This is a genomic window from Pseudaestuariivita rosea (genome assembly GCF_017592335.1).
GTDB classification, from domain to species: domain Bacteria; phylum Pseudomonadota; class Alphaproteobacteria; order Rhodobacterales; family Rhodobacteraceae; genus Parasulfitobacter; species Parasulfitobacter rosea.
In genome coordinates this window covers 31,655-45,290 of record NZ_JACNMP010000011.1, presented here as the reverse complement: position 1 = coordinate 45,290, position 13,636 = coordinate 31,655, and the positions used below count along the sequence as shown (strand labels likewise).

Sequence of the window (13,636 nt, the reverse complement as noted above, 5' to 3'; positions counted from 1 at the left end):
ATACTTTGTATTTGATAAGAGCTGCGGGCAGCGACCGGCCCGAGGGTGAGCGAGAAGCGCCCGCCCTGGGGGGCGGGTCGGGCGCTGCCCGGTGGTTCCCACCGGGCGGGATGGGCGGATATAGCACTGTAGGTTTTTTAGAACGATGCTCTAGCAAGAGGTCCCGGATCGAGTCCGGGACTGCGGTGGAAGGTGACGCCTAAGCCTGTGGGAAATCCTGTTCGATCTGGGCCAGCGTTTCGGTGTCTTTGACCTGATAGCGTTCGACAAACCGGGGCTTGAACCCCACGCGGCCGCGGCGGGTGCCGAAATTTTCGCCGTGGTTCAGCATGTATAGCGCTGCGGGAAATGGGAAAGGTGTCAGAGGACGCGCCGCCAGCCGGGACAGATAGGGGAACATGCGGTGTTCATGCTGGGTCAGGGTCGCCAGAAAGTCAGCCTCAAGCGGGGTATCGCTATAGCGGAAGGCGGCGGTGCTGCCGCAAAGTTTCCAGAAGGGTTTGCGGATGGGTTTCGACCAGGTGCGCGGCCCGGCCAGCCCAACGCGGTCCGCCGCGACATCCTTGATATAGCCCGAGGTGATCAGATACCCGCCAGGTTCGGCCATGCCGATCATATGTGCCACGGCGCGCGGATGCAGCAGGTCATCGGCGTCGAAGGGCATTACATAACCGTCCCACATGCCTTCGGTCGGCAGGTGGCGCACCAGCGCCGACAGCTTGGCCCATTTATCGTTGCCCTCGACAGGATCGGTGAACGGCAGAAAGACGATCTTATCATCAAAATCGATCTGATCGGGGCGGTCCTGACCACAGATAACGCAGGACCAATAGGGCGAGGTCTGGCGGCGAAACGAGGCCAGCGTCGCGGCCAGACGGGCCTGAACAGCGGACCAATCGGACACCTGATGCTTGCCTACCAGCGGGATCAGGAACATGACCTTGGGGATTTTTGGCAACGGCGGCTGCCCCGTACGGGCCAGGGTCAGGGCGGTGATTTCAGAATCCTGCAGGTCGTCATTGTCCAGCGCGGCTTCAGGTCCGAACAAACGGGCCTGCATCAGCAGTTTGAACCGTCGCGATTTGGGCGTTGCGGGGACTTGCGCCATCAATGGGTCCGAACGCGGCGCAGACAGTCAGATAACTTGGCGAACAGTTCCTTGCGTTCGTCTTCGCTTAGGAACGACCCGACCTCGACCTCTCGCCCGCCGCCGCTGAGCGTCACATAGTGGGGCACCGGCCCGCTTTTTTCGTGCATGTTCACTGTCACCCAATAGGTATTCGCTGTCCATTCCTGCCGCGGTCCGCGCGGGTTGTGCCGGATCAGTTCGGCGCGATCGGACCAGATTGTCAACTGCTCAAGCACTGATCCGTCCTTATAACTGCGTTCCAGTGCCCACCATACCGCACCCAGGGTGATCAGGAAAAACGGCAGCAGGCCCCAAACGACGGGTGATCCAAGGATGGTGACGATGGGCAGAAAGATCAGCGCCGCCGTGATGCCCATGAACAGAACAAAGCCGCGGCGCGGTAATGATCGATAGGGCCAAAGCGAAAACTGGCAATATGGTCGCCCTGTACCATCCGCATACGAAAAAGCCCCGGAATTTTCCGGGGCCTCTTGCGGTTTTATGGAATGCTCAAGAGGCATTTAATGCGAATGCTGCTTGTCCCAATCTTCACGCTTGGGCAGTTGTTCGAACGTATGCTCGGGCGGCGGGGATGGCAGTGTCCATTCCAGCGTGTCGGCATGTTCATTCCAGTAGTTCTTTTCAGTCACGCGACGCCCTGCCATCAGGGTGTAGGCAATGATACCGATGAAGAACAGGAACGAAGCGAATGACAGGAACGCACCGATACTTGAGATATAATTCCAATAGGCGAACGCCTCGGGGTAGTCGATGTAGCGGCGTGGCATCCCCTGACGGCCCAGGAAGTGCTGGGGGAAGAAGGTCAGGTTAGACCCGATGAACATCATCCAGAAGTGCAGTTTACCCGCCCATTCGGGATACTGACGGCCCGACATCTTGCCGATATAGAAGTATATCCCGGCAAAGATACAGAAGACCGCACCCAGTGACATCACATAGTGGAAGTGCGCCACGACATAGTAAGTGTCGTGATAGGCCCGGTCGACGCCCGCCTGTGACAGGACAACGCCGGTCACACCGCCCACGGTGAACAGGAACAGAAAGCCGAAGGCCCAGAGCATGGGTGTTTTGAATTCGACCGACCCGCCCCACATGGTGGCAATCCAGCTGAAGATCTTCACACCCGTCGGCACCGCGATGACCATAGTGGCCAGCATGAAGTAGGACTGTTGCGTCAGTGACATACCTACGGTGTACATGTGGTGTGCCCAGACGACGAAGCCCAGAACACCGATGGCAACCATCGCGTAGACCATTGGCAGGTAGCCAAAGATCGGCTTCCGGGCAAAGGTTGCGATGATGTGGCTGATCAAACCAAATCCGGGCAGGATAATGATATAGACCTCGGGGTGGCCAAAGAACCACAGGATGTGCTGGTACAGCACAGGGTCACCGCCACCGGCCGGGTCAAAGAAGGTGAAGCCGAAGTTGCGGTCCATCAGCAGCATGGTGATCGCACCGGCCAGCACTGGCAGGGCCAGAAGGATCAGCCAGGATGTGACAAAGATCGACCAGGCGAACAGCGGCACTTTGTGCAGGGTCATACCCGGCGCACGCATGTTCAGGAATGTAGTGATCATGTTGATCGCGCCCAGAATCGACGACAAGCCCGACACGTGCACCGCGAAAATGGCCAGATCCATCGACATGCCCGGCGCGCCCGAGGTCGAAAGCGGCGGGTAAAGCACCCAGCCCACGCCCGCACCGGCCTGCCCATCGGGACTACCCGGCGCAAACATTGATGCCACACCCAGGGCCGTACCGGCCACGAACAACCAATAAGACAGGTTGTTCATCCGCGGGAAGGCCATATCGGGTGCACCGATCTGCAGCGGCATGAAATAGTTGCCGAAACCGCCGAACAGGGCGGGGATCACCACAAAGAACATCATCAGGACGCCGTGATAGGTGATCAGCACGTTCCAAAGGTGTCCGTTGGGGGTACAGGTGGCCTCGGACACAAAGAACCGTGCGCCTTCCATACACATGTACTGGACACCGGGGTTCATCAGCTCCATCCGCATGTAGACGGTGAAGGCAACCGAGATAAAGCCGACAATGCCAGCGGTGAAAAGATAAAGAATACCAATGTCTTTGTGGTTCGTAGACATGAACCAGCGGGTAAAGAACCCGCGGTCGTCTTCGTGGTCGTGCCCGTGAATGGCGGCGTCTGCCATGCGGTTTCTCCCAATTCATTCGGATGTCAGATGCAAGGACGAAGAGTGACTCGCCCACGCGAATTTTGTGCTGTTCTAAATTGCCTTTTGCCAAAGGGCAATCACTGTGATGCGATAACGCTGGGGTAAAATGCCTCACCCCTTGTGTTGCAGCGGTTTGATTTTACGGAAAATTGTTGGTTTTTAGGGACGCAGAGTTCCGATCTTTATCTATTTGGTAGATGATGAAGTGTGAACGCCGACCACTTCGCCCTTGTCGTTAAGGCTTACACTTATACTGAAACCGTACGCTATTGTCATACCAGTCAAACGCCAGAGCAGAGGCTTAGTAAGTTCATTTATCCCCTCGGCACTCATAGTGCCTGCAATATATGCAATTGGATCATCTTCGTGCCTTGGTTCGTAGTTTAATGACTTAACCCGCCTTGGCCCATATGCCGAAAATCCATGATGGCTGAGCCAGCTCTTTATTTGCTCATGCGTCTGCAGACTGGTAAATATACGAAAAAAACAAACTCGCTTTGCTGCAGCAGGTCGCAGTTTCAACCAATCAATATTAAGTAGATTTGGCTCCATTTTGTCTTGTTCGTCCTTTATCAAGCATGATCGCGCATCTGGATAAAGAGCTATATAGTGATCGAATTCATGCCATCTTGGGTGATTACGGTCGACAAGATTACCTAAGAACATAAACGGTCTAGTCTCTTGTGTTGTTAACCGTTCAACGGGCACGCTGCAATTGTCCCAAGTGAAGGAATTCGCGGCAACATCGCGGCTGCCATCCTTTTCCGCAACGGCTGGCATTGATGCCAAAATCGTCGCAAAAATACCGAGTAGAATAACGATTGTTTTATTCATTGTCTTAATTGCTTCTGGTTAATGGAGCTTTGGCAATGATAACTTTATATACTTCTTATATGTTAATCGCAGGCTGCCAATTCCAGTGGGCATAAAGCATTGGCTGATATCGGTACTTATATTGCATTGGAAAGCAGCGCCAGACCCACACAGAACCCCAGCGTCAGAAGTGACAGAAATAGAGGGCGGCTTTGGCGGATGGGGGTTGCGTTGGTCATGACGATGATTGCGGCGCCCAGGATGAAACCGAGGATCAATAACATCTGCAGTTCGGGGTGGCCAAAAATCCACAGCAGATGCTGATATAGTACCGGGTCAACGCCGCCTGCGGGGTCAAAGACAGATACGCCAAAGGCGCGGTCGGTCAGACTTAGGTGTATCAGCAGCGTCAGAACGGGGATCAGACACAAAAGCGCAGCAGCCCCACCAGCGATCACGCCTGCGGTCAAGGTTTGCTCACCCATGTCGGGTGATAGTTTGGGTTTTGTGAGATATGTGATCATCAGGTTCAGCGCCATCAGCATCTGTGCGGCAGAACAGGCATAAAGGGCGATAAAAACAAAGTTGGAAAACCCCAGCACGGTAAGGCCGCCAGTAATAAATGTCAGGGCAAAGCCTGCGCAGCACACAGCATTGGCCCATGGCACCGCCAAATCCTTGGTTTGCGTCTGGAGTGGTAGGAAATAGCAGCCCAGACCTCCCAGGAACGCTGGGGCCAGCATGAACAACAGCACAAGGAAACTGTAGTTCACGGAAGCCATCAGCAGAATGTTCGAACGAGCCACATATTGCACCCCGGGCAGCATCAGTTCGGCCCGTGTGTAAAAGCTGATGACCAACAGCATCAGACCCACAATCGCAGCCATCCACAGGTGGAAAAGGCCCGCAGTTTTATGGCTGATCCGCATCAGATCAGGACCGCTGGATCGGGGCCTGAGTTATCACACCGCATTTGGGTCAGTTTGCGGATGCGTCGCCGCCATCATCGGCATCCGGGGCGCCATCCGCAGCATCGGCTGAAGCGGCCTCGGGCTGGGCAGTGTTATCGACCAGAGAACCGTTTTCCCAAATGCCCGAGATCTCAACCCCGGATGTAAAGCGCATGGTGCCCTGACCGCTGCGCGCACCGTTTTCGAACATGCCGATATAAACGTCGCCCGTGTCATAGACCGCAGTTCCTTGGCCGGTCATTTCCCCCTGACGCCATTCACCCTGATAAACAAAACCATCGGTCATGGTGAATTTGCCCTGACCGTGTCGGCGACCGTTCTGCCATTCGCCTTCATAGACATAGCCATTTGGAAAGGTCATCGTGCCTGTGCCGTGGTTTTGCGCATTCTGAAAGCCACCTTCGTAGATCAGGCCGTTGGGATAAGTGACAGTGCCCTGGCCTTCGATCACACCTGCGGACCATTCGCCTTCGTAGGTGCTGCCATCGGCATAGACGATCCTGCCCTGGCCATCAGGCAGTTCGTTGACAAAGCTGCCGGTATAGACCGACCCGTCGGGATAAGTGATTTCGCCCTGCCCTTCGATCAGGCCATTCTGCCATTCGCCGGTATAAACATAGCCATCGGTGCTGGTGAATGTTCCGGTTCCGTGGCGTTGATCATCGGCGAACTGGCCTTCGTAGACATCACCGTTGGCCAATGTGACCTTGCCCTGACCGTCACGCCGGCCGGCTTTGAAATCGCCTTCGTAGACATCACCATTGGCCTGAACCAGACGACCCTGCCCCTGCAGCTGATCATCGACCCATGTGCCCTCAAAAACTGTGCCGTCTGAAACCGTCAGGGTTCCCTGACCCTGACGCTGGCCATCCGCTACGGTTCCGTCATAAACAGACCCATCGGCATAGGTGATGCGCGCTTCGCCGGTGCGGAGACCATCAACCCAGGCACCTTCGTAGACATAACCGGACGGATCTTGCAGCTTGCCAAAGCCATTATGTTCGGCATTTTCAACGCTGCCTTCATAGACCACGCCGCTGGCATAGATCACGATACCCACACCCGTGATCTGGCCGTTTGCCCAGTCACCTTCATAGCTGCCGCCATCGGCAAAGGTCATCTTACCAAAACCGTTTGGCTGGCCTTGGGCAAATTCGCCGACATAGACGGACCCGTTCGGGAACTTGGCTGTCCCTTCGCCCGAGATTTCGCCATCGACCCATTCGCCGGTGTATTCATAGCCATTCGGCAGGGTATAAGTACCAAAACCGTGCTGCTTGCCATCCTGAAAGGTGCCTTCGTAGATGCCACCGTTTTCATACTGCTTGATCTGAACATCCTGCGCCCAGACACCGAAACTCGTAAGAAGCAACCCCGCCGCTGCGGTCGTCATACGTAAAAGACGCACCCTTATCCCCCTGTAATCGACGCGCCCCAGCGCCATTGATAGATTTGTGGCGAAGCCTAATTGACCCTTACGTCAGGGGCAACGGTTTTCAGCGCCGCACTCTTTCGTTCGTCCCTATATCTGGTAAACGGGTCGCAGTTACTAGGGCCTGTTCACACTATTGAGTTAGCTCTGGCGCGAGACCCATTTTGCGGCTGACAAGCCGATTTGACCGCAGCGATGTGGTTCATCGTCAGGGCAAAGCGGCTTGTCAGCCGCAAAATGGGCCGCGTCCCGCGGGGATTTCGCCAAAATTGCCCATTTCGTCGTTATTTGAGCTTGAAATAGCCCGCTATTCCTGCGCTCAAATGCTGAGAGATGAGCAATTTTGGTCTGAAACCAGCGCTAACTTAATAGTGTGAACAGGCCCTAAGAAAGGTCTTCATTTATGTCCCGAACATTCCGCGTGACGCTGGCCCAACTGAACCCGACAGTTGGCGATTTTCAGGGCAACATGGAAAAGGCCAAGCAGGCCTGGCAGGCGGGCAAAGAGGCTGGCGCCGATTATGTCATGCTGCCCGAGATGTTTCTAAGCGGCTATCAGGCGCAGGATCTTGTGATGAAGCGCGCCTTTACGATTGAGGCGATGCAGACGGTTGACCAGCTGGCAGCCGATTGTGCCGATGGTCCCGCCTTGGGCATCGGTGGCCCGTGTTATGAAGGCACCGAGCTATTCAACACCTATCACGTCTTGCATGGCGGGCAGGTCAAGGCGCGGATCTTCAAGCACAACCTGCCGAATTTCACAGTCTTTGACGAAGAACGCTATTTCATAAGCGGTCAGATCAGCGGCCCCGTGACAATCGGCCCGATGCGCGTGGGTATCCCGATTTGCGAAGATGCCTGGCACGAAGACGTGCCCGAGTCACTAGCCGAGACCGGGGCCGAGGTTCTGATGGTGCCCAACGGGTCGCCGTACTTTCGCGATAAATTCGACATCCGTTTGAACAAGATGGTGGCGCGTGTTGTCGAAACGGGGTTGCCTCTGGTCTATCTGAACCTGGTTGGTGGGCAGGATGATCAGATTTTCGATGGCGGGTCCTTCGTGCTGAACCCCGGTGGCAAGTTGGCCGTGAAGATGCCCGTCTTCGACGAATGCATCACCCATGTCGATTTTGAGCTGACCGATCAGGGCTGGCGCGCGGTGCCGGGCGAAAAGGTGGTGCATCCCGACAGCTATGAACAGGATTACCGCGTGATGGTCGAAGGCCTGCGCGATTATCTGGGCAAGACGGGGTTTGGAAAGGTCGTGCTGGGTCTGTCCGGTGGGATTGACAGCGCGATTGTGGCGACGATTGCGGTGGATGCGCTTGGGCCTGACAATGTGCGCTGTGTGATGCTGCCGTCGGAATATACCTCGCAAGGTTCACTGGACGATGCCGCGGCAGTGGCGGCAAACCTGGGCGTGCATCTGGACAGCGTGCCCATTACCGGCCCGCGCCAAGCCGTGACCGAGGCGCTGCAGCCGCTTTTTAACGGTATGGCCGCGGATATCACCGAGGAAAATATCCAGTCGCGTCTGCGGGGCCTTCTGCTGATGGCGCAGTCGAACAAGTTTGGTGAGATGCTGCTGACCACCGGCAATAAATCCGAGGTCGCGGTCGGCTATGCCACGATCTATGGCGATATGTCGGGGGGTTACAATCCGATCAAGGATATGTACAAAACCCGCGTGTTCGACACCTGCCGCTGGCGCAATGCCAATCATCGGCCGTGGATGAAGGGACCGGGGGGTGAGGTGATTCCAGTTCAGATTATCGAAAAGCCGCCCACGGCGGAACTGCGTGATGATCAGAAAGACGAAGACAGCCTGCCCCCCTATGAGGTGCTGGACGGTATCCTTGAAATGCTGATCGACCGCGATGCGTCAGTCGCTGACTGTGTTGAGGCGGGATTTGATGCGCAGACGGTGAAGAAGGTCGAACATCTGATCTATATCTCGGAATACAAACGGTTCCAATCCGCCCCCGGCCCCCGCCTATCCGGCCGCGCCTTCTGGCTGGACCGCCGCTATCCCATCGTGAACCGCTGGCGGGATGGGTCATGATTATACTGCGCAGTCCGTCGTTAATGCCGCCAAAAGGAAGCAAAACTTGGAAAAGAACCACGAAAGATGACAATTTCGGAACGCATTTACGAACAAGCCGCACGTTCCGTAATAGTGCGAAAGAAGATCAGCAGAAAGCTATCCTTGACGCCCTGCCTGCCTTCCAGGGGCTCATCCGAAGACCACAGGCATTTGGTTTTCAAGTGCGAGAACCTGCAACATACCGGTTCCTTTAAGTTTCGTGGGGCCATGGCGAAGCTGACTGCCACCTCACTTGAAGTTCCGCTGATCACTGCGTCGTCCGGCAACCACGGCTTGGCCGTCGCGAACGCCGCCCGTATCACGGGCCACTCGCTGACTGTGGTGTTGCCGGAAACCGTCGCAGAGGAGAAACTGAGCCGTATCCAGGCGCTCGGTGTGAAGACGATCCTTCACTCGAACGATTCCGGCCTTGCTGAACAACACGCACGAGAAATCGCGGACACCGAAGGGATCACCTACGTGTCACCATATAACGACGCCCAGGTCGTCGCCGGGCAAGGTACGATTGGCTTGGAACTGATTGAGCAGGTGCCCGATCTTGATACCGTTTACGTTGCCATGGGTGGCGGCGGCCTGATCTCTGGCATTGGCAGCGTTCTGAAAGCCTTTGCCCCTAATGCACGGGTTGTAGGCGTCAGCGCCGTCAACTCCCGCGCCTTCGCTTCTAGCCTGCGTGCCGAAAAGCATGTCGAAGTCGATCACCATCCGACCCTGGCCGATGGCGTTGCCGGGGGGTTCGATAGCGACTCGATCACGCTGCCGCTGGCATCTGAAGTTGTCGATGATCTCATCGACTGCTCCGAAACCGAAATAGCAGACGGCGTGCGACAGGTCGCCTGGACAGAAAAAATGCTTGTTGAAGGGTCCGCAGGTATGACGCTGGCGGCGTGGGAAAAGGACAAAGGGCGACAAGGAATAGGGACGAGCGTTGTCCTGTTGTGTGGCGCGAACTTCGACCGGAAGACAATCGCACCGATCCTTGGTGGTTCAGCATGATCCAACTTCATTATTCGCCTGGCTCATCTTGATAAAATGTTCGAACTCCGTGTCGGTCACAACATTGATCAGCTGATAACGAAGGAAGTCAGTGGCAATCAGACGTCTTATGATCTGAAGATCATGCACCCGTAATTGCGGCGTGGGTATAAGAGTTTGAGGCCGAAGTGCTGTTGTTATTCACGCCCAATAACAGGCAATTATTGAAACTGAGTTAGTCTGCACCTTCCCCAAGTGGCGGTTTTCGACTACGCCGGTCGGGCTGTTGACGGAACGCCGGGGGCAACCATGGACATTCGCGCCCTTTTGATGGGGCTGACATTTGCGGTGATCTGGTCGTCGGCCTTTACCTCGGCGCGGGTTATTGTGGCCTATGCACCGCCACTGACGGCGCTTTGCCTGCGGTTTCTGATATCAGGGCTGATTGCGGTCATTGTCGCGCGGATGTTGGGGCAAAGCTGGCGATTGACGCGGGCGCAGTGGGTGGCCACGGCGATTTACGGGGTTTGCCAGAATACGCTGTACCTGGGGCTGAATTTCATGGCGATGCAAACGATCGAGGCATCGCTGGCCGCGATTATATCGTCGACGATGCCCTTGCTGGTGGCTTTTGCCGGTTGGGTCGTCTTTCGTGAAAACGTGCGGCCCCTGGGGATTGCGGGTCTGATCGTCGGGGTGGTTGGTGTAGTCGTGATCATGGCGTCGCGGCTGCAGGGGAACGTCGATATCTATGGCGTGCTACTGTGCATTGGCGGGGTGATGTCGCTGACCTTTGCGACGATGGCGGTGCGCACGGCATCGTCCGGCGGCAATGTTTTGATGATCGTCGGGCTACAGATGCTGATCGGCAGTCTGACCCTTAGCCTGCCCGCGGCCGTTTTCGAGACGATTGAGGTTGAGCTGACCTGGCAGCTGGTCGTAGCCTTTACCTATACCACGATCTTTCCGGGGCTGGTCGGGTCAGCGGTCTGGTTCATGCTGGTGCGTCGGATTGGGGCGGTCAAGGCCTCAACCTATCATTTTCTGACGCCTTTTCTGGGGGTTGCGATAGCGGCTCTTATGTTGGGCGAACGGCTTGGCGTTCTTGACATGGCGGGGGTCGCTATCATTGCTGCCGGTATCTTTGCCGTGCAGATTTCGAAACAAAACCCCACGCGGATGTGACCCAGATAACGCGTCGGTGAAGTGACAAAGCGCCCCGCATAACGCAAGCCTGCGCCTATGGAATTGCTATTTGGATATGGTGCGGGTCTGCTGACCCTGATCAACCCTTGCGTTTTGCCGGTGCTGCCGATTGTGCTAGCGACCGCCCTGCAAGCCGACCGGCGCGGGCCGATTGCGTTGGCCGCGGGGATGAGCGTTGCCTTTGTTATTCTTGGCGTCACGGTCGCGGCTTTTGGGCGGGTTCTGGGCATTGATGATACTACTATCTCAAGCGTCGGGGCGGCGCTGATGATCGGATTTGGTCTGATCCTGCTGGTGCCCCGCTTTGCGACCGGGTTTGCGACGGCGACCGCGGGCTTTGCGGATAAGGCCGATGCGGGCATGGATCAGATTGATCGGTCGGGTCTGAAGGGCCAGTTTCTGGCCGGCATGTTGCTGGGCGCTGTCTGGAGCCCTTGTATCGGCCCCACATTGGGCGGCGCCATTTCGATGGCCAGCAAGGGCGAAAGCCTGGGCTGGGCCACGGCGATCATGGTCAGCTTTGCCATGGGCGTGTCGACCATTATTTTGGCTTTGGGCTATGGCGCGCGGTCTGCTCTTCAGAAACGTCAGGCCACGATGCGGGCGATTGCCGCGAAATCCCGTCCGATCATGGGGATCATCTTTATCGTCGTGGGCGTCGTGATGCTGTCGGGCGCTTTCAAGATCGTCGAGATCTGGTTGCTGGATACGATGCCGATCTGGCTGCAGGATTTATCTGTTGCCCTGTAAAAAAGGAGAGTTCCGTTGAAAAGAAGAGAGTTTATCGCCCTGACCACCGCCGCCGTTGTGGCCCCGATGATGGCCCAGGCCGCTTTTGTCAGCTATACGCCCGGGCTGATCGATGAACGGCTTGCCGCCGGTGACACTGTATTTGTTGATTTCAAGGCCAGCTGGTGCAGCACCTGCCGCGCGCAGGAACGTGCGATCAATGCTCTGAAATCCTCGAACCCGGCGTATCAGGAAAACATCACCTTTATCGCGGTTGATTGGGACACCTATAAAAACGATCCGATTGTGCAGCGCTATAACGTGCCCCGCAGGTCGACACTTATCATGCTGCGCGGGGATCAGGAGCTGGGGCGCATTGTGGCCGATACCCGCAAGGACACCATCAAGGCGCTACTGGATTCAGGTTTGCCGGAAAACGCCTGATCCGGTCAGCCCAACAGCAACGGTGGGATCGTAAAAATTGTAACCGGCCCCACCCGTGCGACGCCATCAACGACCAGAATAGGAACCGTAACACTGGACTGAGCAGTGTCGCCCAGGGCGTCTGACACGCTTGCGCGGCTGACTGTGCCATTCACTGGCAGAAGCGCCAGCGTGCGTTGTAGATCAGGCAATGTCATCTGCAGGGTTCCGCTGGCCAGTCCCTGCTGATCGACACGAAGCCCGCCTGTCATCTGAAGTCGTAATGCGCCCCAGTCAATTGCTGCATCGGTGATATCGATGGTTTGTATCTGCGGCGCTTCGTTCGAGAAACCAGAACGCGCCCATGGTTTATCAAGGATCACATCGGCCTGCAGTTCGGCACGGTCGACGACCGCCGGCAGACGTCTTCCTTGAACATCCTGCACAATGTCAGGGGGCAGGCGAAACCCCCGTGTTGAAAGCGAAACCCCATAGGTGTTTGATCCGCTCTGCCCAACACGCAGCCCGGCGCGCTGCAGAATCTGACGCACATCGTCGTCCTCGATCAGGGATAAGGTCTGCGCGGTCAGGCGTATCCGGTCTGTTGATGTGGTGGACGGCTGCCGCGTGGTATCTGTTGCAGATTGGAAAAGGCTGCGCTTGTCGACACCATTGCTGGCCACGGTAGCGGAAACTGAATGATCATCCGCTGTGCCTGTGCTGGACCCCGATTGCGATATGGCTGGTGCAGCCACCACCAAACCGGACAATACAAAAATAATGCGCAGTATAATTTTCATAACATTCACCATGATTATGCCACCTTCGGGCCGCAAATAACCTGCTTTACGTCTGCTGCTGATTCTAGCAAGAACAGCTCGAACCAGCCAGCGATATCGTTAACAATGACATGATTCTTGTCACGAAAAGAATCGCTTACCGTGATGAAACCTGTGGTTTTTCTGCTTTGAGTTGTCAGAATCGGCTTTTTGTTTACCTTTAGGGGCAAAACCCGTTACAAAAGTGGCACGGTTGTCCAAAGAGTGCCTAATTTTAGCCTAAGCGACCGCATAGGACTTAAAATTAGGGGCTGAAGAGCATCTTTCGATGTTACTTTAAATTGTTCTGAGAATCGCTCGGGGCACCTGATATGTATATGGGTCACTTTGTGTGTTAGGACTTACAGATGTTAAATGCGGATGACACCGGAAAAGACGCGGTATTATCGCATCAGGCCAAGCAGCAGGAAATCTTTCGCAAACTGGGTATGCTGGAAAAGGTTGCGGAGGGTGCTGGCGTTTGCATTTCGATCAAGAAAAAAGATGCGGATGCCGAACTGCTTGCCAATGCGGCTTGGCAACATTCGAAAACAGCGACACATGACCTACTTGTAGAAAAAGCGCTGGTGCGGTTTGCTGACAGTGACGACTATGATCATATCGCAGTCGCCGTTGATCCGACCGCAGGGGCGTCTTTATCCGACGAAACGATGACAGACCTGACCTACAGGGCCATTGAAATCGTTGGGCTGATACAGGCACCTAGTGAGGCAAATGATCTGGATCGGGTATCCGGGTCATGACATGTCTGATCAAGGCCATTGGGTAGGTTTTGTTATGGGGGAACAAGAAA

At 55.8% G+C, this 13,636-nt stretch carries 13 protein-coding genes; 6 read left to right on the top strand and 7 right to left on the bottom strand.

Annotated elements, in window-relative coordinates:
- Positions 1-199: 199 nt before the first annotated feature.
- The 6 genes from H7848_RS09470 to H7848_RS09445 all read right to left on the bottom strand — a co-directional run bounded on the left by H7848_RS09470 (position 200) and on the right by H7848_RS09445 (position 6,528).
- Positions 200-1,108 (bottom strand): hypothetical protein, encoded by a 909-nt coding sequence (locus H7848_RS09470; protein WP_208350548.1) that lies wholly within the window; start codon positions 1,106-1,108, stop codon positions 200-202.
- Entirely contained in the window at positions 1,108-1,650 is a 543-nt protein-coding gene (locus H7848_RS09465) for a DUF2244 domain-containing protein (protein ID WP_208350545.1), read from the bottom strand. Before H7848_RS09465 ends, H7848_RS09470 begins: the two co-directional genes overlap by 1 nt.
- Positions 1,651-3,327, bottom strand: a complete 1,677-nt coding sequence (ctaD, locus tag H7848_RS09460) for a cytochrome c oxidase subunit I (RefSeq protein ID WP_208350543.1) — start codon at positions 3,325-3,327, stop codon at positions 1,651-1,653.
- 210 nt (positions 3,328-3,537) lie between these two features.
- A complete protein-coding gene (locus tag H7848_RS09455) occupies positions 3,538-4,185 on the bottom strand; it encodes a hypothetical protein (RefSeq protein WP_208350541.1) in 648 nt (215 codons plus the stop codon).
- A 116-nt stretch (positions 4,186-4,301) separates the two neighbouring features.
- Entirely contained in the window at positions 4,302-5,093 is a 792-nt protein-coding gene (locus H7848_RS09450) for a cbb3-type cytochrome c oxidase subunit I (RefSeq protein ID WP_208350539.1), read from the bottom strand.
- 49 nt (positions 5,094-5,142) lie between these two features.
- Complete coding sequence (locus tag H7848_RS09445) at positions 5,143-6,528, bottom strand: MORN repeat-containing protein (protein ID WP_208350677.1); 1,386 nt, start codon at positions 6,526-6,528, stop codon at positions 5,143-5,145.
- A 442-nt stretch (positions 6,529-6,970) separates the two neighbouring features.
- Here H7848_RS09445 and H7848_RS09440 point away from each other — a divergent pair, with 442 nt between their 5' ends.
- The 5 genes from H7848_RS09440 to H7848_RS09420 all read left to right on the top strand — a co-directional run bounded on the left by H7848_RS09440 (position 6,971) and on the right by H7848_RS09420 (position 12,025).
- Positions 6,971-8,629 (top strand): NAD+ synthase, encoded by a 1,659-nt coding sequence (locus H7848_RS09440; protein WP_208350537.1) that lies wholly within the window; start codon positions 6,971-6,973, stop codon positions 8,627-8,629.
- Between the two features lie 66 nt (positions 8,630-8,695).
- Positions 8,696-9,667 (top strand): pyridoxal-phosphate dependent enzyme, encoded by a 972-nt coding sequence (locus tag H7848_RS09435; RefSeq protein WP_208350532.1) that lies wholly within the window; start codon positions 8,696-8,698, stop codon positions 9,665-9,667.
- Positions 9,668-9,955: 288 nt separating this feature from the next.
- A complete protein-coding gene (locus H7848_RS09430; RefSeq protein WP_208350530.1) occupies positions 9,956-10,831 on the top strand; it encodes a DMT family transporter in 876 nt (291 codons plus the stop codon).
- A gap of 57 nt (positions 10,832-10,888) precedes the next feature.
- Complete coding sequence (locus H7848_RS09425) at positions 10,889-11,602, top strand: cytochrome c biogenesis CcdA family protein (protein WP_208350528.1); 714 nt, start codon at positions 10,889-10,891, stop codon at positions 11,600-11,602.
- A 15-nt stretch (positions 11,603-11,617) separates the two neighbouring features.
- A complete protein-coding gene (locus tag H7848_RS09420) occupies positions 11,618-12,025 on the top strand; it encodes a thioredoxin family protein (protein ID WP_208350526.1) in 408 nt (135 codons plus the stop codon).
- A gap of 5 nt (positions 12,026-12,030) precedes the next feature.
- Here H7848_RS09420 and H7848_RS09415 read toward each other — a convergent pair whose 3' ends face one another.
- Positions 12,031-12,804, bottom strand: coding sequence for a DUF2125 domain-containing protein (locus H7848_RS09415; RefSeq protein WP_208350524.1), 774 nt, complete (start codon positions 12,802-12,804; stop codon positions 12,031-12,033).
- Positions 12,805-13,190: 386 nt separating this feature from the next.
- Between H7848_RS09415 and H7848_RS09410 the strand changes: the two genes are divergently transcribed.
- Complete coding sequence (locus H7848_RS09410) at positions 13,191-13,586, top strand: hypothetical protein (protein WP_208350522.1); 396 nt, start codon at positions 13,191-13,193, stop codon at positions 13,584-13,586.
- Positions 13,587-13,636 lie beyond the last annotated feature (50 nt).

Excerpts from the sequence above, each read along its gene's own strand:
- H7848_RS09455 (WP_208350541.1), bottom strand. The coding sequence starts at position 4,185 with ATGAATAAAACAATCGTTATTCTACTCGGTATTTTTGCGACGATTTTG.
- H7848_RS09425 (WP_208350528.1), top strand. The coding sequence starts at position 10,889 with ATGGAATTGCTATTTGGATATGGTGCGGGTCTGCTGACCCTGATCAAC.
- H7848_RS09445 (WP_208350677.1), bottom strand. The coding sequence starts at position 6,528 with ATGACGACCGCAGCGGCGGGGTTGCTTCTTACGAGTTTCGGTGTCTGG.
- H7848_RS09440 (WP_208350537.1), top strand. The coding sequence starts at position 6,971 with ATGTCCCGAACATTCCGCGTGACGCTGGCCCAACTGAACCCGACAGTT.
- H7848_RS09415 (WP_208350524.1), bottom strand. The coding sequence starts at position 12,804 with ATGAAAATTATACTGCGCATTATTTTTGTATTGTCCGGTTTGGTGGTG.
- ctaD (WP_208350543.1), bottom strand. The coding sequence starts at position 3,327 with ATGGCAGACGCCGCCATTCACGGGCACGACCACGAAGACGACCGCGGG.
- H7848_RS09450 (WP_208350539.1), bottom strand. The coding sequence starts at position 5,093 with ATGCGGATCAGCCATAAAACTGCGGGCCTTTTCCACCTGTGGATGGCT.
- H7848_RS09435 (WP_208350532.1), top strand. The coding sequence starts at position 8,696 with ATGACAATTTCGGAACGCATTTACGAACAAGCCGCACGTTCCGTAATA.
- H7848_RS09410 (WP_208350522.1), top strand. The coding sequence starts at position 13,191 with ATGTTAAATGCGGATGACACCGGAAAAGACGCGGTATTATCGCATCAG.
- H7848_RS09470 (WP_208350548.1), bottom strand. The coding sequence starts at position 1,108 with ATGGCGCAAGTCCCCGCAACGCCCAAATCGCGACGGTTCAAACTGCTG.
- H7848_RS09430 (WP_208350530.1), top strand. The coding sequence starts at position 9,956 with ATGGACATTCGCGCCCTTTTGATGGGGCTGACATTTGCGGTGATCTGG.
- H7848_RS09465 (WP_208350545.1), bottom strand. The coding sequence starts at position 1,650 with ATGCCTCTTGAGCATTCCATAAAACCGCAAGAGGCCCCGGAAAATTCC.